Origin of the sequence: Aquitalea sp. ASV15 (genome assembly GCF_016429115.1) — a bacterium.
GTDB lineage: Bacteria > Pseudomonadota > Gammaproteobacteria > Burkholderiales > Chromobacteriaceae > Aquitalea > Aquitalea magnusonii.
Genome location: NZ_JAELTZ010000008.1, coordinates 78367 through 98057, shown reverse-complemented (window position 1 = coordinate 98057; position 19691 = coordinate 78367). Strand labels below are relative to the sequence as shown.

18 protein-coding genes and 2 tRNA genes are annotated in these 19691 nt (G+C 57.6%); 12 read left to right on the top strand and 8 right to left on the bottom strand.

Annotated features, from left to right (window positions below):
• Window positions 1-11: 11 nt before the first annotated feature.
• From JHD64_RS05500 to JHD64_RS05480, 5 genes are all read right to left on the bottom strand, one after another.
• Window positions 12-1253 carry a restriction endonuclease subunit S gene (locus JHD64_RS05500; protein ID WP_199052532.1) on the bottom strand — a complete coding sequence of 414 codons (1242 nt, stop codon included), beginning with the start codon at window positions 1251-1253 and terminating at the stop codon, window positions 12-14.
• Window positions 1254-1315: 62 nt separating this feature from the next.
• Window positions 1316-2179 carry a DNA damage-inducible protein D gene (dinD, locus tag JHD64_RS05495; protein ID WP_199052531.1) on the bottom strand — a complete coding sequence of 288 codons (864 nt, stop codon included), beginning with the start codon at window positions 2177-2179 and terminating at the stop codon, window positions 1316-1318.
• A complete protein-coding gene (locus tag JHD64_RS05490; protein WP_199052530.1) occupies window positions 2172-3692 on the bottom strand; it encodes a type I restriction-modification system subunit M in 1521 nt (506 codons plus the stop codon). The genes dinD and JHD64_RS05490 overlap by 8 nt, the downstream gene beginning before the upstream one ends.
• Window positions 3693-3716: 24 nt before the next feature.
• Window positions 3717-4322 carry a hypothetical protein gene (locus JHD64_RS05485; protein WP_199052529.1) on the bottom strand — a complete coding sequence of 202 codons (606 nt, stop codon included), beginning with the start codon at window positions 4320-4322 and terminating at the stop codon, window positions 3717-3719.
• 692 nt (window positions 4323-5014) lie between these two features.
• Window positions 5015-5091: transfer RNA gene (locus JHD64_RS05480), tRNA-Arg, on the bottom strand.
• Between the two features lie 157 nt (window positions 5092-5248).
• Between JHD64_RS05480 and JHD64_RS05475 the strand changes: the two genes are divergently transcribed.
• Window positions 5249-5965: a cytochrome c5 family protein gene (locus tag JHD64_RS05475; protein WP_233170348.1), complete on the top strand. Its 717-nt coding sequence runs from the start codon at window positions 5249-5251 to the stop codon at window positions 5963-5965.
• Window positions 5966-6036: 71 nt separating this feature from the next.
• On the opposite strand, the gene JHD64_RS05470 is transcribed toward JHD64_RS05475, so the two are convergent.
• On the bottom strand, window positions 6037-8052 hold the full coding sequence (locus JHD64_RS05470) for a UvrD-helicase domain-containing protein (RefSeq protein WP_199052527.1): 2016 nt from the start codon (window positions 8050-8052) through the stop codon (window positions 6037-6039).
• 157 nt (window positions 8053-8209) lie between these two features.
• Between JHD64_RS05470 and JHD64_RS05465 the strand changes: the two genes are divergently transcribed.
• Window positions 8210-9031: a symmetrical bis(5'-nucleosyl)-tetraphosphatase gene (locus JHD64_RS05465; RefSeq protein WP_059286220.1), complete on the top strand. Its 822-nt coding sequence runs from the start codon at window positions 8210-8212 to the stop codon at window positions 9029-9031.
• Here JHD64_RS05465 and JHD64_RS05460 read toward each other — a convergent pair.
• Both JHD64_RS05460 and mutM read right to left on the bottom strand, forming a co-directional pair.
• Window positions 8958-9788, bottom strand: coding sequence for a 1-acyl-sn-glycerol-3-phosphate acyltransferase (locus JHD64_RS05460; protein ID WP_199052526.1), 831 nt, complete (start codon window positions 9786-9788; stop codon window positions 8958-8960). The two genes, JHD64_RS05465 and JHD64_RS05460, sit on opposite strands and share 74 nt — an antisense overlap.
• Window positions 9789-9830: 42 nt before the next feature.
• Entirely contained in the window at window positions 9831-10646 is an 816-nt protein-coding gene (gene mutM, locus JHD64_RS05455) for a bifunctional DNA-formamidopyrimidine glycosylase/DNA-(apurinic or apyrimidinic site) lyase (RefSeq protein WP_059286216.1), read from the bottom strand.
• Between the two features lie 87 nt (window positions 10647-10733).
• On the opposite strand from mutM, the gene JHD64_RS05450 reads away from it, so the two are divergent.
• The 10 genes from JHD64_RS05450 (at window position 10734) to JHD64_RS05405 (ending at window position 19499) form a co-directional block, all read left to right on the top strand.
• Window positions 10734-12488, top strand: a complete 1755-nt coding sequence (locus tag JHD64_RS05450; protein WP_233170347.1) for a tetratricopeptide repeat protein — start codon at window positions 10734-10736, stop codon at window positions 12486-12488.
• Window positions 12485-13036: a lipoprotein insertase outer membrane protein LolB gene (gene lolB, locus JHD64_RS05445; RefSeq protein ID WP_199052524.1), complete on the top strand. Its 552-nt coding sequence runs from the start codon at window positions 12485-12487 to the stop codon at window positions 13034-13036. The genes JHD64_RS05450 and lolB overlap by 4 nt, the downstream gene beginning before the upstream one ends.
• Before the next feature lie 43 nt (window positions 13037-13079).
• On the top strand, window positions 13080-13931 hold the full coding sequence (gene ispE, locus JHD64_RS05440; RefSeq protein WP_199052523.1) for a 4-(cytidine 5'-diphospho)-2-C-methyl-D-erythritol kinase: 852 nt from the start codon (window positions 13080-13082) through the stop codon (window positions 13929-13931).
• 8 nt (window positions 13932-13939) lie between these two features.
• Window positions 13940-14014, top strand: a tRNA-Gln gene (locus tag JHD64_RS05435).
• 88 nt (window positions 14015-14102) lie between these two features.
• On the top strand, window positions 14103-15086 hold the full coding sequence (locus tag JHD64_RS05430; protein ID WP_045846690.1) for a ribose-phosphate pyrophosphokinase: 984 nt from the start codon (window positions 14103-14105) through the stop codon (window positions 15084-15086).
• A 60-nt stretch (window positions 15087-15146) separates the two neighbouring features.
• Window positions 15147-15707: a 50S ribosomal protein L25/general stress protein Ctc gene (locus JHD64_RS05425; RefSeq protein ID WP_059286218.1), complete on the top strand. Its 561-nt coding sequence runs from the start codon at window positions 15147-15149 to the stop codon at window positions 15705-15707.
• A gap of 73 nt (window positions 15708-15780) precedes the next feature.
• Window positions 15781-16365, top strand: a complete 585-nt coding sequence (pth, locus tag JHD64_RS05420) for an aminoacyl-tRNA hydrolase (protein WP_199052543.1) — start codon at window positions 15781-15783, stop codon at window positions 16363-16365.
• Window positions 16366-16424: 59 nt separating this feature from the next.
• Complete coding sequence (gene ychF / locus JHD64_RS05415; protein ID WP_199052522.1) at window positions 16425-17516, top strand: redox-regulated ATPase YchF; 1092 nt, start codon at window positions 16425-16427, stop codon at window positions 17514-17516.
• 395 nt (window positions 17517-17911) lie between these two features.
• The gene (locus tag JHD64_RS05410) at window positions 17912-19006 is read left to right on the top strand and encodes a Fic family protein (protein ID WP_199052521.1); all 1095 of its coding nucleotides are present in this window, start codon (window positions 17912-17914) and stop codon (window positions 19004-19006) included.
• A gap of 115 nt (window positions 19007-19121) precedes the next feature.
• Window positions 19122-19499 carry a type I restriction-modification system subunit M N-terminal domain-containing protein gene (locus JHD64_RS05405; RefSeq protein ID WP_199052520.1) on the top strand — a complete coding sequence of 126 codons (378 nt, stop codon included), beginning with the start codon at window positions 19122-19124 and terminating at the stop codon, window positions 19497-19499.
• Window positions 19500-19691 lie beyond the last annotated feature (192 nt).

The following is a 19691-nucleotide window of genomic DNA, read 5'->3' as shown; positions in this document are numbered from 1 at the left end:
GTAACTCCTAATTATTCATCAACAGAAACACGGCGCTTCCCGGTGAGAAGGGCTTGCATCAGGGCTTTTTTCTCTTGCTTCAGGCCGTCTATCTGAGATTGCAGGGTTTCTATTTCTTGGTCGGCTGTAGATAGAATCGAAGCTATTTTTTGTTGTTCTTTTGGATTTGCAGGAGCAGGAATCCTTATCAACTCGATGTCAGATCCCTTCAAATTATTTATGCTTGACCCAGCAAGTATCTCTAACAATTGGCTTTGATATTGCTCAGATTCAAATATAAATTTTACATATTCAGCCGGGGTCTCTTTCGATGGACGAAAAATTGCACAGAACGCTCCAATGGTGTATTTGACATTGCTTTCTTTAAACGGCGCAGACTTTCCAACTAATGCTTTACTACCATTTGCCATGCATATAGCTAGGTCACCGATTTTGAGAATCTGTGAAGGCTTAACACTATCGCTTGGTAGAATTACCAAGTCTTTATCATTAAGGCTGCCATTTTGGATGTTGGTAGAGCGAAGCAATCGAATAGTAGTACCACTTTCAGTTTCACAAATAATTTCAGGTTTATAACTCACCCCCCGAATACATTGCCCAAAATTGGATAGCGTATATTTTTTCCACTCTCCATCAAATGGCTCCCCATTCTGATTCGGCAAGCGTTTTTTGCCGGTGAGCAGTTGTTGCATCAGGGCTTTTTTCTGCTGGCGGGCGAGGTCGAGCAGGCGCTCGGTGGTGGCGATGGCCTGATCCCAAGTCGAGAGGATTTGGGCGATTTTCTTTTGTTCGGCCAGTGGGGGACAATGCACCTTAACTTTTCTAAGCTCTTCTAATGATATCTCTTTAAATGTGCTCCCTTTGCTCAGCGCATTTACATGATTCAAAACCGAAGTGCTAGTTAATTGGTAATAGTGGAATAAATTGTTATGCTCATTCGAAACAGAAATCCGCGCAGTACCCTGTGTTAAGTTTGCTTCTTTTAACTCATTTGGAACAATTGCTGCTTCACCAATATTGCCACGTAGCGAGAAAACAATATCACCAGGATGAACAGCTGAGCGTCGATACTTATGGTGAATATCATTGCTTGTCTTTTGAAGCTGACTTGGGGTAATACCACCTCGAACATCAGAGCTTTTGATATATGGCACCCCATCATCAATGTGCGGTCCAGCTTGAACAATTCCATATGAGATTTTTTCTTTCACAATCTCACTAAGTGTATTTTGCGTCCACCCTTCAGGCACCATAACCCAGCTCCTGCAGATATTTTGCCATCTCGGCCTCCAGCGCTTGCGCCTGCCCACGTCCCTTATTCCTCATCGCTGCGCTCCTTGGGCAATGCCGAGTCTTTGATCATTTTCTTTTCCGATGAGGCGACGCGGCGCTCCAGTTTTTTCAGGTCTTGCTCCGCAGGCAGCTCTTCGGGCCGGATGCCGCGCTGACCCAGCATGTCACGTACGCTGCGGTTGTTTTGCACATGCTCTGCGGCAATGGCGCGTTCACCTTGCAGATCATGCTGGTTGACGTTGTGATTGGTGATCTCGGTGGCCAGATTTTTGGCGGCAATGGTGACCGTGGGCAGGAAATCCGCCAGCGGTCGCGACTCCGGCACGGCGAGCTGCTGTTTCATGGCTTGCGTGGTCTTGCCGCCAAACAGTGCGGCGTCACCTTGCGAGCGGATGCGACCAAAACCTTGTTCATCAACCCCGCGTTCGTAGATATTTTTGGACAACGCCGTTTCCGACTCGCGCAGCTTTTGGCGGGCACCAAGGCGACTTTGCAGGGCAAGCCGCTCCTCCAGTTGCTCTTGCTTACGGGTCTGCAGTGCAAAATAGGTTTGGGCAAACGCGACCTTAGGCTTGCCGGGGTCGGCATTTTGCGCTGCCAGATAGCAGGCGTAGCGGGTCATCATGGTGTCACTCACCGGGCGTTCGGCACCAGAGCCAATCGACACCATTTTCGTGATATCACGAAAATGGTCGTGGACTGGTACGCCGCTGTTTTCACAAGATTTTTTGGCTTTCTCCACGACTTTGCTGAAGTTCTCCCAGCGGTCGTAGCCAAGCAGGATCATCAGGTCACGGGCGTAGCAAAATTCGATAGCGCTGTCGTCGAGTTTGTGCGTGTGCTGGTCGAAATCCTGTTTCAGCGTGGCAATTTGTTGCTTATTCATACCCCAGCTCCTTCAAGTAGCCGACCATGACGTTTTCCAGCTGGCTAAGCTGTGTTTTCAGCTGTTCGCGCTCGGCGCGCACCGCCATGAGGTCGATTTCTTCCTCTTCTTCAAAGGTATCGACGTAGCGCGGGATGTTGAGGTTGAAGTCGTTGTCGCGGATCTCGTCAAAGCTGGCCAGATAGGCGTATTTCTCCATACTGGCGCCTGCGCGGTAGGTGCTGACGATTTTGGCGATGTTGTCTTCGCTAAGCTGGTTCTGGTTTTTACCGGCCTTGCATTCGCGGCTGGCGTCGATGAACAGCACGCTGCTGTCCGATTTCTCTTTGCTGAAAATCAGGATCGCCGCCGGGATGCCGGTGCCGTAGAACAGTTTTTCCGGCAGGCCGATGACTGCGTCGAGCAGGTTTTCTTCGATCAGCTTCTGGCGGATGGCGCCCTCGCTGCTGCCGCGGAACAGTACGCCATGCGGCACCACCACGCCCATGCGACCGCTGCCGGGTTTGAGCGTTTCGATCATGTGCAGGATAAAGGCGTAGTCGCCCTTGGTCTTGGGCGGAATGCCACGGCGGAAGCGGCTGTATCTGTCGTTTTCGGCTTCGTCATGCCCCCATTTTTCCAAGCTAAACGGCGGGTTGGCGGTGACGATATCGAACAGCATCAGCTCGCCATTTTTATCCAGTAGCTTGGGATTCCGGATGGTGTCGCCCCATTCGATTTTGTGGTTGTCTTCGCCGTGAAGGAACATGTTCATCTTGGCCAGCGACCAGGTGGAGCCGATGGCTTCCTGCCCGTACAGCGCGTAGTTTTTGCTGCCGTGGTTGGCGACGACCTTGCGGCCACACTTCATCAATAGCGAGGCAGAGCCACAAGCCGGATCGCAAATAGTGTCGCCCGGCTGCGGATCCAGCAGCTCGGCGATCAGCTCGGAAACTTCGGGCGGGGTATAGAATTCACCCGCTTTCTGACCGCCGCTGGCGGCAAAGTTCTTGATCAAAAATTCATAGCCATTACCGATGATGTCCAGTGTGCCAACGCGGCTGGGTTTGAGATTAAGCTCGGGCTTGGCAAAGTCTTCCAGCAGGTGGCGCAGGATGGTGTTTTTCTGCTTTTCTTCACCCAGCTTGTCGGTGTTGAAGCTGATGTCCTGAAACACGCTCTTCCCCGCGTCTTTGAGCTTGGTGCCGTTGGCTTCTTCAATGGCGTGCAGCGCCTGGTCGATGCGCTCGCCATTGCCCGGCTCGTGACGACGCTCATACAGCTTGTAGAAGCTGGCTTCTTTCGGCAGCACGAAACGTTCGTTTTTCAGCATTTCTGCTATCAGTTCGGGCTCGTCACCGTATTCGGCCTGGTAGCTATCGTAGTGGTCCTGCCATACGTCGCTGATGTACTTCAGGAACAGCATGGTGAGCACGAAGTCTTTATAGGTATCGGCGCTGATGGTGCCGCGAAAGGTATCGCAAGCCGCCCATAGCGCTTTGTTGATGTCTTCCTGGTTGATCTGGTTGGTCATGGTGCTTCCTTTGATGGCGTATTTTTAACGATATTGTCTTGGAGTAGCAGGCTTGGGGAGCAGGTCGGCAGCTAGCTGATTGGCAATTGCCGCCTGCATTTGCTCGTTATTCCGACGTAGTTGTTCGATCAGACGCAGCTCTTGCTGCAAGGTATGGGTTAGGCCAACGATGCTGTGTTGCCTTGCCATAGAAGGTACGACAATCGGCATCTCGTCCAATGCATTGCGCTTGATGGCTTTGGTCAGGGTGCCTTCGGCGTTCAGGTTAAAGTAACGCTGGCAGGGCGGCTGGTTGAGAAACCAGCACAGGTATTCCGGCAATATCTTGCTCGTCGCGGCGCGGACAATGAAAAACTGCGGTGCGGCGATGGCTTGCCTTCCGGTTGCTGTGAGTGTTGCGTCAATCAGCACCGCGTAATTGTGACTGCCACGCGCAGCAACCAGAATGTCACCAATTTGCAGATAGTCATTCCGGTGACCAGTAGGTTCGGTTTCAATGCACTCAGCCCAATTCACATTGTCCAGTACCGATGCATCTTTCATCTGAACAGCCACAATGCCGGAGCCTCGACTCTCGATAATCTTCCCCCGAAAGGGGTGCCCGGCAGAGATTCTGGCAAGGTCTTTCATGCGTAGTAGTTGCATAGTCACGAAAGTTTCTTTGTTGATGATGCACTTTATGCCAAATGTTTTGTTCCTGTCAAATTCTTTGTTTCTTTCCTGTTACTGCACAAAATCCACGTATATGAACGTGGCTTTATGTTTGTTTGCACCTGTCGTGCTTGCATAGGTACTGATTGATGGTTGAATTCGCTGGCCTTGTTGTTGCAAGCCATGCTGTGCAGTGCCGGTAAGGTGCGGCACAAGGTGTCCGGGGCGGTGTTCTTGAATTTTTCCTGCAGCTTGTGATGCTCTGGTGGAATGCTCCACAAGGCTTTATTGAAGTCTATCTCTTTTTATCTTGGCTCTGACCATTCACTAACTCTGGTGGGCGTGAGTAGGCCCCGTTCCATCATTAAAGAGGTCTGTTTGCTGCCATCGAAGATTGGGGGGCTTGAGGAAGTCTGATCAGTCATTCTGATGCAGTTCGCGTCGTGGATAGCTGGGCTGGTCTCGTCGCGGGTTGCCATCTCCACAACACATTCTTCGGAAGAAAATTTGAAGAATCCGGCAATGGCTAGGTCAAAGAAAGAGTAGGAGCAATTTCAAGGGTGATGGATGAGCGGCAGGGCGGGAAATGCTAGGAGTCCCCCAGGAAGTCCCCCGGAGGTATTTTTAGTGCGATGGCTTAGAAGTGAATTACTCTAAGTCATTGATATTATTGGCGCACCCGACAGGGATCGAACCTGTGACCTTCAGCTTCGGAAACTGACACTCTATCCAACTGAGCTACGGGTGCGCTGTGATCTTGCTATAAAGCAGGGCGGATCATAGCGCAAAGGGCATGTCCGAGTCCAGTGTATGGTTTTTGCCTTGCTTCGCGGCTTACCGTATAATCCCTCCCATCTTAATTGTCATTTTTTTCAGGCGAGGCTCGAATGAGTAATGAGAACGGAATGGCTCCCGGTCAGATCATCAAGGTCCTGATTGGTGTCGTTGTGGGTCTGGTAGTGGCGATCTGGTTGCTGGCGAAGCTGGCGACGGGTGGTTACAACGTTGATGCCGAGGTCATGACCAAGGAGGCTGTTGCCGCTCGCCTGAAGCCGGTTGGCGAATCGAAAGCCAGCGACGCGCCTCCGGGCATGCGTAATGGTGAGCAGGTATTCAAGGCAATTTGTATTTCCTGTCACGGCCAGGGTCTGGCTGGTTCGCCGAAGTTCGGTGATGCCGCTGCCTGGGGCCCGCGTATTGCCAAGGGCTGGGACACGCTGACCCAACACGCGCTGCAAGGCTTCAATGCCATGCCGGCCAAGGGTGGCGCGGCTGACCTGACCGACGACGAAGTGAAGCGCGCCGTTGCTTATATGGGCAATGCCGGTGGTGCCAAGTTTACCGAACCGCCGGTAGGTGGTGCAGGTGCGCCGGCCGATCCGGCCGTGGTGGGCAAGAAGATTTATGAAACCGTCTGCACCAACTGTCACGCGGCTGGCGTGGCTGGTGCGCCGAAGTTCGGCGACAAGGCTGCCTGGGCTGAGCGTACCAAGGTGGGTCTGGACGAAGTGGTGAAGATCGCCACCAAGGGCCTGAACGCCATGCCGCCCAAGGGTGGTTTTGGTGGCAGCGATGCGGAATTCCGCGCTGCCGTCGAATACATGGTGAACAATTCCAAGTAATCGGGATCTCTTTCAGTAAAAACGCGCTGCTTGCAGCGCGTTTTTTTATGTCTTGCCGGCGGGGCCGCGGCTCAGCTGTCGGCCGGTTTGGTTTTTTCGGCCAGCATGGCGCTAAGGCTGGCCAGCTTGGACTTGCCTTCGCTCTTGCTGACGATGGGTTCGGCACCAGGGCGGCCAAAGTGGCGCAGATCGCCTCCGTCGATTTCGGCAATGAAACGTGATGGCTCGACAAACTGCCACTCGCCGGCGCGGCGGCGTTTCACGCAATAGGTGAGGGTGAGCATGCGCTGGGCACGGGTAATGCCCACATACATCAGCCGCCGTTCTTCTTCCACCATGCCGTTATCCACCGATTCGCTGTGCGGCAAAATGCCTTCCTCGGTGCCCACCAGAAAGACATAGGGGTATTCCAGGCCCTTGGAGGCGTGCAGGGTGGACATCTTCACAGCGTCGACCTCGCCTTCGTCGCGGCCTTCCAGCATGGTGATGAGGGCAATGGTCTGCGACAGCTCGATCAGGTTCTTGTTGTCGGCCTCGCCCTTGCGCGCCAGCCAGGCCACCAGCTCCAGCACGTTTTTCCACTTGGTTTCGGCAATGCGCGGGCTGTCTTCGCTGTCGTACAGCCAGGCTTCGTAGTTGATGGCCTTGACCAGCTCCATGGCCAGTTCGCCGGCAGGCTCGCGGGTAGCACGGTATTGCAGGCGATTGATGAAGTCGCAGAACTGGCTGAGCGGCTCCAGCTGCGCGCTTTGCACCTGTACGCGAAAGCCGGGTTCGAAGGCGCTGGCAAACAGGCTTTTGCTGCACTGGCCGGCCCAGCCGCCCAGTTTTTCCAGGGTGCCGGTGCCCACGCCGCGTTTGGGGGTGGTCACGGCGCGGATAAAGGCCGGGTCGTCGTCCGGATTGGTGATCAGGCGCAGGTAGGACAGGATGTCCTTGATCTCCGGCTTGTCAAAAAAGCTCTGGCCGCCCGCCATCTGGTAGGGAATGCGCTGGTTGCGCAGGGCTTGCTCGAAAATGCGCGCCTGATAATTGCCGCGGTACAGGATGGCGTAGTCCTTGAATTCGGTGCGGTATTCAAACTTATGCGCCAGCAGCCGCTGTACCACGATTTCTGCTTCGTGCTCCTCGTCCTTGCATTGCACCACATGAATCGGCTCACCCAGGCCCAGCTCGCTCCACAGCTGCTTTTCAAACAGCTTGGGATTGTTGGAAATGACTGAATTGGCGGCGCGCAGAATCCGGGCGGTGGAGCGGTAATTCTGTTCCAGCTTGATGATTCTCAGTTGGGGAAAGTCTTGCTGCAGCAGGCGCAGGTTTTCCATATTGGCACCGCGCCAGGCGTAGATGGACTGGTCGTCGTCCCCCACTGCGGTGAACTGCCCGCGCACACCGGCCAGCAGCTTCACCATCAGGTACTGGCAGGTATTGGTGTCCTGGTATTCGTCAATCAGCAGATAGCGCAGCTTGCCCTGCCATTTGAGCAGGACGTCCGGGTGGGTCTTGAACAGCTGCACCGGCAGGCGGATGAGGTCGTCAAAATCCACTGCCTGGTAGGCGGTCAGCGTGTCCTGGTAGGCCAGATAGGTGCGGGCGCAGATGCTTTCCCATTCGCCCTGGGCTTCCAGCAGCATCTGGTCCGGCCCTTTCAGGTCGTTCTTCCATAGCGAGATCTGGCTTTGCACCTTGCGCACTTCGTCCTTGTGCGTGGTTTTCAGGATGTCGGCGATGATCTTGCCGGCATCGAAGGCATCCAGAATGGAAAACTGCGGCTTGTAGCCCAGATGCGGCGCTTCCTGACGCAGGATCTGCATGCCCAGCGAGTGGAAGGTGGACACGGTGATGCCGCGGATTTCCTGCGCAGAGAGCAGCTTGCCCACCCGTTCCAGCATTTCGCGGGCCGCCTTGTTGGTAAAGGTGATGGCGGCGATATGCCGTGCCGGGATATTCCCGTGGCGGATCAGGTGGGTGATCTTGTAGGTGATGACGCGGGTTTTGCCGGAGCCGGCTCCGGCCAGCACCAGCAAGGGGCCGTCAAGGTGATGGATGGCTTCGCGCTGCGGCGGATTGAGCTGAGGTGCGGACATGGGTGGAGTTCCGGCGGTGAGGCTGGCCGGGCGAAAGCCAGGGCGGCTGTCGGGCGGCGTAGCATCGTGGTAACCAAGGCCGTGCATTGTAGCATGGGGTATCATGAGACTATCCGCGGTTGGCCCGGTGCGAGCTGCCGCATTGTCAGAGGTGAAGATGGCGACATACGCAATTGGCGATATCCAGGGCTGTTTCGGCCCCTTTCAGCAACTGCTGCGACAAATCGAATTCAATCCCGGCAAGGATACGCTGTGGCTGACCGGTGACCTGGTCAACCGTGGCCCGGAGTCCTTGCAGGTGCTGCGCTGGGTATTCCAGCAACAGGACCGGGTGCAGATCGTGCTGGGCAATCACGACCTGCATTTGCTGGCGGTGTCCGAAGGCTTTGGCAAGCTGCACCGCAGTGATACGGTGGACGACATCCTGAACGCGGCGGACGGCAAGGTGCTGCTGGACTGGCTGCGCTGCCAGCCGCTGATGATTGCCGAGCAAGGCTATGCCATGGTGCATGCCGGCCTGCTGCCGGAGTGGAGCATAGACAAGGCATTGCGGCTGGCTGAAGAGGTGGAGGACGGCCTGTCCGGCCCTTACTACCGCGACTTCCTGTCACGGCTGTATGGCAACAAGCCCACGCGCTGGGCTGACGACCTGAAGGGTGCCGAGCGGCTGCGGGTGATCGTCAATGCCATGACCCGCATGCGCTTCATCACCCGGGAAGGGGAGGTTGATCTGGCTTACAAGGGCGAGCTGGACGGTGCGCCGGCCAACCTGATTCCCTGGTTCGAGGCCAAGGGCCGGCGCAGCAGCCACACGCCCATCATTTGCGGCCACTGGTCGGCACTGGGCCTGCATGTGACCGAAGACATCCTGTCCATCGACAGTGGCTGCCTGTGGGGCGGCAGCCTTACTGCACTTCGGCTTGAGGATCGGCAGACGTTTTCGCTGCCCTGCCCGGTGTATCGGGAAGTGGCAGCTTGAGGCCCAGGCTGACTTCGCGGAACGCCCGCTCCGACAGGGCAAAACGCGTGGTCAGCTCGCCTTCGCCCGCCTTTAGCGGCTGGCCGTATGTCAGTACGACCTCCATCGCCGGCTGTGCCAGTATCCGCTTGATGCTTTGCCAGAAAGTGGTATCACCGGCATAGGCCGGGGCGGTGGTCAGGCTGCCATCGGGCAGCTGGTAGCGCATGGACACCGGCTGCACCGTACTGCGCGAGGGCAGGGCGGCTTCAAACAGCGAGGCCTTGAATGGCAGGATGCCGTGCCCTTCCGAGGTGGTGGCCTCCGGAAACACCGCCATGCAACTGCCCTTGCCCAGCGCATCGGCCAGCAGTTGATTGACGCGGCTGGCATCGCGACGGTTGCTGCGGTCGATAAACAGCGTGCCGCCCGCATTCACCACCCAGCCGATCAGCGGCCAGGAGCGGATTTCGCGCTTGGCGACAAAGCGCGACACCGTGCAGCTGCTCAGTACGAAAATATCCAGCCAGGACACATGGTTGGCCACCAGCAGGGTATTGGGCGGATAAAAGCCCGGATTCACGCCCTCCACCCGCACCGAGATGCCGAGAATCTTCAGCAGGTGACCGGACCAGCGCCGCGTGACCACGGCGCGCTCGGCCTGGGCCAGGCACGGATAGCGGGTGGCGACGATGAAAATGCCCAGGGCAATGTGACAGACCAGGCGCAGCAAACGGCTGGCGCGGGTGAGGTAAGACGTGGTAGCAGTAGACTTCAAGGTGCGCGGCGCTTCATGTGCGGGGTTGAATGATCAGCCACTCTAGCATGGCTGGCACAGCGGGCAATAGTAGGAACTCCTTTGGCCTTGCCGTATCTGCCGAATCGGGCTGCTGCAGATGCGACAGGCCTGCTCCTGCCGGTCGTAGACAAAGTATTCCTGCTGGAAGTAGCCGGACTTGCCCTCGGTGTTGACGAAATCGCGCAGCGTGCTGCCACCGGCCTCGATCGCCAGCGCCAGTACCCGCTTGATTTCCGTCGCCAGTGCCTGGCATTCCGCCCGGCTCAGCGTGCTGGCCGCGCGGGTGGGGTTGATGCCGGCATGGAACAGCGATTCGTTGGCGTAGATATTGCCCACGCCAACCACCACGTGATTATCCATGATGACCAGCTTGATGGCGGCGCTGCGCTTGCTGATGGCAGCGTGCAGCACATCACCGTTGAAGTCGTCGGTCAGGGGCTCCGGCCCCAGCGCCTGCAATAGCGGATGAAACTCCAGCGGCCCCACATGCCACAGCATGGCGCCAAAGCGGCGCGGATCGCGGTAGCGCAGCACATGGCTGCCCAGCTTCAGGTCGATATGATCATGTTTCTGCGCCGGGGTGGTGGCCGGAACATAGCGCAGGCTGCCGGACATCCCCAGATGGATCAGCAGGGAACCACTATCGAAATGGATGATCAGGTACTTGGCACGACGCGTGACTGCGCGTACTGTCAGACCGGAAAGAATGGCGTCCAGTTGTGGTGGCACCGGCCAGCGCAGGCGGCCATCACGCACGATGGCACCTTGCAGCGTGGCACCGTCCAGATAGGGTGCCACACCACGACGGGTCGTTTCGACTTCAGGCAATTCAGGCATGCTGCTTTTGCTTTCAGGACAAGATTGACTAGATCAAATAACCGAGCGTGCTATTCTACGCGTTCAACCGGCACAGACTCCATGCGAATGACACCGCTGAATCGACCTATTTCCTTGCTGCTGGTGCTGCTGTTGTCAGCCTGCACCACCTTGAAATCCCCCTTGCACAGCAATGCGCCGGCCCCGAGCAATGCGGAAGCGGCTGACGACGAAGCGACAGCCAGCGCCGAGGACACTGCCAATCTGCCCCGGCTGGAGCTGACGCCGCAAATCGTCTATGGCGTACTGGCCAGCGAAATCGCCGCCCAGCGCGGCGCGGCCGGCTCCTCTGCGGTGACCTATCTCGATCTGGCCCGCCAGACCAAAGACCCGCGGCTGGCCCAGCGCGCTGCCGAGTTCGCCCTGTTCTCCGGACAATTGAAAGAAGCCTCCGCTGCGCTGGCCTTGTGGATGGAGCTGGACCCCAGCTCGCAAGTCCCGCGCGAGCAGCTGTTCATCACCATGTTGCGTTCCGGCAAGCTGGCGGAAAGCGAGCCGCTGGTGGAAGACCTGCTCAAGCGCGAGCCGCAGCGTGCCCCCGACATCTTCGTGCAACTGGCGCGGCTGACGGCCCGCCAGTCCGACAAGCAGGCGGCATCGGCGCTGGTCAACCGCCTGGCCAGCCGCTATCCGGAGCTGCCGGAAGCCCGTTTTGCCGTCATCGCCGTGGCGGCAGAGATCAATGACGAAGCCACCATCCAGCGCGAGTTCGACCGGCTGGCGCAGATCGCCCCCAAATGGGATCTGCCGGTAGCCTGGCAAACCGACCGTCTGCGCCGCATCCGGCTGGATCAGGCCATCGATTTCCTGCAGCGCGAACTGCAGCGCCGTCCCGATGCCGGGCTGGAACTGCGCACGGCCTATCCGCGCCTGCTGGTGGGGGCCAAGCGCTTTGTCGAGGCACGCAGTGCCTTTGAAGCCTTGCTCAAGCAGAATCCGGACAATCCGGAACTGCTTTACGCCACCGGTTTGCTGGCCTACCAGTTGCGTGATCTTGACGCAGCCGACCAGCGCCTGAGTGCCGCCCTGCAGCAGAAGCACCCGGAAGCCGACTTCATCCGCTTCACCCTGGGCCAGGTGGCAGAAGACCGCCAGGACAAGAGCGCGGCGTATCGCTGGTATGAAAGCGTGGGCAAGGGGCCGCAGTATCTGCCCGCGCAAGCCCGGCTGGCCGCACTGGACGCTGCCGATGGCAAGCTGGACCAGGCGCTGCAGCGACTGGCGCCGCTGGGCGAGGGCGAGCAGGAAAAAGTGCAGGTGGCCATGCAGCAGGCCGAAATGGCACGCAATGCCAAGCGCTACGACCTGTCCTACCGCATTCTGACCCAGGCGCTGGAAAGCTGGCCACGCTCGCCCGAGCTGCTCTACGACCGCGCACTGGTCTCCGACCAGCTGGGCAATCTGGGCGATGCCGAACGTGACCTGAAGGCCCTGCTCAAGGAAAAGCCGGACGATCCACAGGCGCTCAATGCCCTGGGCTATACCCTGGCCAATCGCAGCAGCCGCCACCAGGAGGCTCTCGCTTATATCGAAAAGGCACTCAAGGCCGACCCGGATAATCCGATGATCCTCGACAGCATGGGATGGGTGCTGTTCAAGCTGGGACGCAACGAAGCCGCCCTGAAATACCTGGAACGCTCCTACGCCGCCATGCAGGACAGCGAAGTCGCCGCCCATATGGGCGAGGTGATGTGGAAGCTGGGCCGCAAGCAGGAAGCGCTGGGCGTGTGGAACCGTGCGTTGGCGCGCGATCCCGGCAATGAGGCGCTGCAGGACGTCCTCAAGCGTTTCCGTCTGCCATGAAGTGCCCGCTCCTCGTGGCCGTGCTGGCCGGCAGCCTGCTGCTGGCCGGCTGCGCCACGGAAACCGTATTCCGTCCGGCAGGCAGCGCCAGCTCCGCCGTGCAGGACCGGCCGTTTACCGTCAGCGGCCGCATTTCCATCAATATGGATGGCAAGGGCTCGGTCGGCCAGTTCGACTGGTCGCACCAGCCACAAGCCGACCAGCTCTCGGTGAGCAGCCCGCTGGGCAGCACGGTGGCCCAATTGCGGCGCGATGCCAGCGGCGTCACCCTGCTGGCCGATGGCAAAAGCTGGCAGGCCGCCAATGTCGAGGACCTGACCCACGACGTGCTGGGCTGGACCCTGCCGCTGGGCAATCTGGTGTGGTGGATACGCGGTCTGCCTGCGCCGGATGCGCCCTACCAGTTTGCCAGCGATGGCAGCCTCGACCAGCAGGGCTGGACCATACGCTTTGTCAGCGATGCCGACGCACCAGGACTCTATCCCAAACGGGTGGAAATGCAGCGCGACAAACTCACCTTGCGTTTGTTGCCGCAAAACTGGCGCTAAGCGCTGATTGTCTTTTCCGCTTAATTCCCGGATGAATTCCCGCATGTCCCCACAATTTCACAGTTACCCCGCCCCGGCCAAACTCAACCTGTTGCTGCACATCGTCGGCAAACGCGCCGATGGCTATCATCTGCTGGAAACTGTCTTCCGCTTCATCGACTACAGCGACACGGTGGAACTGGCGGTGCGTGACGATGGCCGGATTGTCTTGCTCAACCCGATTGAGGGTGTGGCGCCTGAGCAGGACCTGACGGTGCGTGCCGCCCGTTTGCTGCAACAGGCCAGCGGCTGCAGCCTGGGCGCCTCCATCCGTTTGACCAAGCGCATCCCCATGGGCGGTGGTTTGGGCGGTGGCAGCTCCGATGCCGCTACAGTTTTATTGGCGCTCAACCAGCTGTGGCAGACAAATTTCTCCCGTGAAAAATTAATGGAGCTGGGTTTGTCGCTGGGTGCGGACGTTCCGGTGTTCGTTTTCGGCAAAAATGCGCTGGCTACCGGGATTGGCGAAAAACTGAATGAAATCAATCTCAAACCAGCCTGGTATGTTGTAATTCATCCCGGGGTACATGTACCAACTGCAGAAATATTTAAAAAATTTGCAGGAAGGGTGTTGACAGAGGAAGGTCGCATCAGCATAATGCGAATCCTCGAAACAACGCAGCAACGACGAAACGAGCTGCAGCAAGTTGTTTCAGAGATGTACCCGGCGGTGAATGAAGTACTGAGCGAGTTGAAAAAATATGGTTCGCCGCTGATGACTGGTTCAGGAGCATGTGTGTTTCTGGAGTGCCAGTCAAAGGAAGAAGCTGATAAAGTTTATCAGGCAATGTCCGTAAAATATAAGGGATTTGTTGCAAAAGGGCTGAATAGCCACCCCTTGCTGGACATTGAATGAAAGTTTATTGGGGAGTCGCCAAGTGGTAAGGCACCGGATTTTGATTCCGGCATTCGTAGGTTCGATCCCTACCTCCCCAGCCAAGACTTTCTCTCAATAGAGAGAGCATGAAAAAAGCGTGTAAGAATCCCTTACACGCTTTTTCTTTATCCTGCTAAGGCAAATGGAATCATGGCGTCATACGACAGTTTGATGGTATTTACCGGGACCGCTAACCCGGAACTCGCTCAAAACGTGGTCAAGCATCTGGATATCTCCCTCGGCCGCGCCGATGTCGGCAAGTTCAGCGATGGCGAAGTCGCTGTTGAACTGCTGGAGAATGTCCGTGGTCGCGACGTGTTCATCCTGCAGTCCACCTGTGCGCCCACCAATGACAACCTGATGGAAATCCTGACCATGGCCGACGCGCTCAAGCGTGCTTCTGCCGGCCGGATTACCGCAGCCATCCCGTATTTTGGCTACGCCCGTCAGGACCGCCGTCCGCGCTCGGCGCGCGTACCGATCTCCGCCAAGCTGGTAGCCAACATGCTGACCAGCGCCGGCATCGACCGTGTACTCACCGTCGACCTGCACGCGGACCAGATCCAGGGTTTCTTCGACATCCCGGTGGACAACGTTTACGCCACCCCGGTGCTGCTGAAAGACATCCGTTCCCAGCGCATTGACGACCTGATCGTGGTCAGCCCGGACGTCGGCGGTGTGGTGCGTGCCCGTGCCATGGCCAAGGCCCTGAACACCGACCTCGCCATCATCGACAAGCGTCGTCCCAAGGCCAATGTGGCCGAGGTGATGAACATCATCGGTGATGTATCCGGCCGTACCTGTCTGATCGTGGATGACATGATCGACACCGCCAACACCCTGTGCAAGGCCGCTTCCGCGCTGAAAGAGCGCGGTGCCCAGCGCGTGCTGGCTTACGCCACCCATGCGATTTTCTCCGGCCAGGCCGTGGATCGCATCAAGAATTCCGACATCGACATGGTCGTTGTCACCGACACCATTCCGTTGACTGCACAGGCCCTGGCCTGCCCGAACATCCGGGTTGCCAGCATCGCCGGCCTGCTGGCCGAGACGCTGCGCCGCATCAACAACGAGGAATCGGTGTCCTACCTCTTCAATGAGGAACTGGTTTCGTCGGGCGCTTGCCTGCCGTAACATCAGGCCCGCTGGTCGCGGCGGGGCTGGTGCCTTTAACTTGAAATACTGGAGCTTTACATGGCTTATGAACTGATCGCCGCCAAGCGCGAAGAGATGGGTACTGGTGCGAGCCGCCGCCTGCGTCACGCTGGCAAACTGCCGGCCGTGGTATACGGCAACGGCGCTGCAGAATCCATCGTGCTGGACCACAACACCGTGTTCTACGCACTGAAGGAAGAAGCATTCCACTCCGCCATTCTGGACCTGGTCATCGACGGCCAGAAGCAAGCTGTCATCCTGCGTGACTTCCAGAACCACCCGTACAAACAGCAAGTGATGCACGTTGATTTCCAGCGTGTTGACCTGAGCCAAAAAGTACACGTGAAGATTCAACTGCACTTCGTTAACGCCGACCAATCGGACGCCGTTAAGCTGCAAGGCGCCAAGATCAGCCACATCATCAATGAAGTGGAAGTTCGCGCACTGCCGGGCGACCTGCCGAAGTTCATCGAAGTTGACCTGTCTGCCATCAAGGTAGGCGAAGCCGTACACCTGTCCGACCTGAAACTGCCGGCCGGTGTTGAAATCGCCGCCCTGGTTCGTGGCGAAGACGCAGCCATTGCTCTGGCCAACGCCTAAGCATTAGTGCTTGTTTGACAAGGGCTCGTTGTCAGGCTTTGGCCTGCAGCGGGCCTTTTTACTGGAAAATCCGATCATGTCCGCCATTCGCATGATTGTCGGTCTGGGCAACCCCGGGCCGGAATATGAAAAGACCCGCCATAACGCCGGTTTCTGGCTGCTGGACGAGCTGTGCTGGAAATACAAGGGCAACTGGCGTACCGAGGGCAAGTTCCACGGCGATATTGCCCGTGTGCAGATCGAAGGCCAGGATATCTGGCTGCTCAAGCCGCTGACCTTCATGAACCTGTCCGGCCAGGCCGTGCTGGCGCTGGCGCATTTTTACAAGATACTGCCGGATGAAATCCTGGTGGTGCATGATGAGCTGGACCTGCCGCCCGGCACGGCCCGCCTCAAGCAGGGCGGTGGCCATGGCGGCCACAACGGCCTGAAAGACATTGCCGCACGCCTGAGTTCCCCGGCGTTCTGGCGCTTGCGCCTGGGCATCGGCCATCCGGGCGACCGCAACGAAGTGGCCAATTTCGTGCTGAAAAAGCCGCGGGCCGAAGAGCAAAGCGCCATCGATGACGCCGTGCTCAAATCGCTGAATCATCTGCCGCTGGCCATTGCCGGCAATATGGCGATGGCCATGAAAGAACTGCATACTGCAGCCAAGTAATGAACCGGGCCGGCGCAAACGGCCCGCCTGATTGTGAACCGATTTCAAGGAATGCTGACATGAGTCTGAAGTGCGGTATTGTTGGCCTGCCCAATGTTGGCAAGTCCACCCTGTTTAATGCGCTGACCAAGGCCGGCATCGAAGCCGCCAACTATCCCTTCTGCACCATCGAGCCCAATGTGGGCATCGTGGAAGTGCCGGACCCGCGTCTGGCCGAACTGGCCAAGATCATCAACCCGCAAAAAATCCAGCCGGCCATCGTCGAATTCGTCGACATCGCCGGCCTGGTGGCGGGTGCGTCTAAGGGTGAAGGCCTGGGAAACCAGTTTCTGGCCAACATCCGCGAAACCGACGCCATCGTCAATGTGGTGCGCTGCTTTGACGACGACAATATCGTGCATGTGGCCGGCAAGGTCGACCCGATTGCCGACATCGAAACCATCGGCACCGAACTGGCGTTGGCCGACCTGTCCTCGGTGGAAAAGGCCATGCAGCGCGAAGGCAAGAAAGCCAAGTCCGGTGACAAGGACGCCCGTGCGCTGATCGCCGTACTGGAAAAGCTGGTGCCGCATCTGGACCAGGGCCAGCCGGTACGCTCGCTGGATCTGTCCGACGAAGAAAAGGCCATCCTCAAGCCGCTGTGCCTGCTGACCATCAAGCCCGCCATGTACGTGGCCAATGTGGCGGAAGACGGCTTCAGCAACAACCCCTACCTGGACAAGCTGCAAGCATTGGGCGAGCGCGAAGGCGCGCCGGTAGTGGCCCTGTGCGCGGCCATCGAAAGCGAAATCGCTGATCTCGATGACGCCGACAAGGCCGAATTCCTGGCCGAAATGGGCCTGGAAGAGCCGGGTCTGGACCGCCTGATCCGTGCCGGTTACAAGCTGTTGGGCCTGCAGACCTACTTCACCGCCGGGGTGAAGGAAGTGCGCGCCTGGACCATCCACGTCGGCGACACCGCCCCGCAGGCTGCCGGTGTGATCCACACCGACTTCGAACGCGGCTTTATCCGCGCCCAGACCATTGCCTACAACGACTTCATCACCCTGGGTGGCGAAGCCAAGGCCAAGGAAGCCGGCAAGATGCGTTCCGAAGGCAAGGAGTACGTGGTACAGGATGGTGACGTGATGAACTTCCTGTTCAACGTCTAGTGGGTGGACGGTCTTTCCAGAAACGCCGGGAAAGGCCATGCAATCCAAGAAACACGACAAAGCCGCGACTTTACGCGGCTTTGTTGTTTATGGTTGTTGCCTGAAATTAGATGAGTGGCCTCGCTGGATATATCAGAACGCGGAGGATGCATGACGGAGTGCTCATGCCTCTTTGCCATACCTTTGTACTGTCGGCGTCAGCGCGCCATGCTCCAATGACGCTACGTTATTTTGTTGCGGCTCTTATCCGGGCGTGGTCCATAGTGCAGGCGCATATCAACTCAACGCATCTAGTGGGAATGGGGTAATGGCAATTTTATTGGGGTAATGGCTATTGAAAATACCCTTATTTACTGTAGCATTACCCCATTCTTTCCAGCCCGGATGCATGCTGCATGCAATCACTCTCACCTGACTACCTCGCCAAGTTGCGTTTCGACGCGCGGCAGTTGGCGACCCTGCGTGCCCTGGGTGAATACAGAGGCAAACAGCAGCTCTTCGTGGCGCAGTCGCCCGAGATACTGAGCGACTTGCGGCAGGTGGCAGTGGTTGAGTCCACCGAGTCGTCGAACCGGTTGGAAGGCGTCATCGTCGCCGCGCACCGGCTCAAATCGCTGGTGCTCAAGAATGCCACGCCGCAAAGCCGTTCCGAGCAAGAAGTGGCAGGCTACCGCGATGCCCTGAGTCTGGTCCATGAGAGCGGCGAGCAGATGCCGTTTTCTGACAGCACAGTCCTGCAACTACACAGCATGCTGTACCGCTACATGCCCCAACCCGGCGGGCAATGGAAGGCCACCAACAACGACATCGTCGAGCGTCACCCCGATGGCAGCGCACGTATTCGCTTTCGTCCGGTCGCCGCTCACCTCACCCCCATGGCGATGGCAGACCTGATTGCGCGCTATCGCTTGGCCTTGGATCAGCACTTGGCAGACCCCTTGGTGCTGGTGCCATTGGCCATTCTCGACTTCCTGTGCATCCACCCCTTCCCGGATGGCAACGGTCGCATGGCACGGCTGCTCACCTTGCAGCTGCTCTATCACTTCGACTATGCGGTGGGCCGCTTCATCAGCCTGGAGCGCATCTTCGAAGAATCGAAGGAAAGCTACTACGAAACGCTGGAGGCCAGCTCCCAGGGTTGGCACGATGCCGCACACGACATCGCCCCGTGGCTTGACTACTTCTGGGGTGCCCTGCTGCGCGCCTACAAGGAATTCGAAGAGCGCGTGGGCACCATCGAGCGCGGCCGGGGTGCCAAGGGCGACCGCGTTCGCTCTGAAATTCTCAAACGCCAATTGCCCTTCTCCATTTCGGAGATCGAAGAGGCCTGCCCCGGCATCAGCCGCGACATGGTGCGCGTGATCCTGCGCGCCATGAAAGCCGAGGGGGTGATTGCCCCGACAGGGAAGGGGCGCACAGCGAAGTGGATTAAGTTAGAGCCAGGGACCCCAAGCCCCGAGATAACGGGATACCAGCCTGAGGAGCCATGAAAAGTAGGCTGACCAAAACGACTTAGACACCAAGCTGGCTGGACAACAGCAAGCACCAGGGCAATCAGGCCGCCCAAACACGAACAAGCGAACAGCAGAGATAAAGCAAGCAAATATGCAGAGTACAAAACACCAAAACCTCGTCGACTTCATCTGGAACATCGCCAACAAGCTTCGCGGCCCCTATCGTCCGCCACAGTACCGTCGCGTGATGCTGCCGCGGATTGTGCTGCGCCGCTTCGATCTGGTACTGGCCGAAAACAAGCAGAAGGTGCTGGACGAAAAAAAACGCCTGGAAGACAAAGGCATCACGGGCCCGGCACTGGAAAAGGTACTGTCACGTATCGCCGCTGCCGACAGCAAGCAGGAGTTGTTCAACACCAGCAGCTTCACCTTTCACACACATGAATGTCGGGATCATCGATTCTATCGAATTTCCATATCCGCCAATTGCCTTGCAGGAAAATTTTTTGACTATTGTCAATCGCATTAAAAGGCAAATTTCAAAGAATGTCGTTTTCCAAGAAAAGTTAGATGAAATGCACTTTGCAATTAGTCAAATAGCTTTCTCAGAAAGTGGGAACGAATAGTGAAGCGTATTCGTACGCATGTACGGCTACCGTGCCGCCTAACCTTGCCATCACTTTGTAAAACCATCATCACGCGCTGACCTCAACTTGGCCGT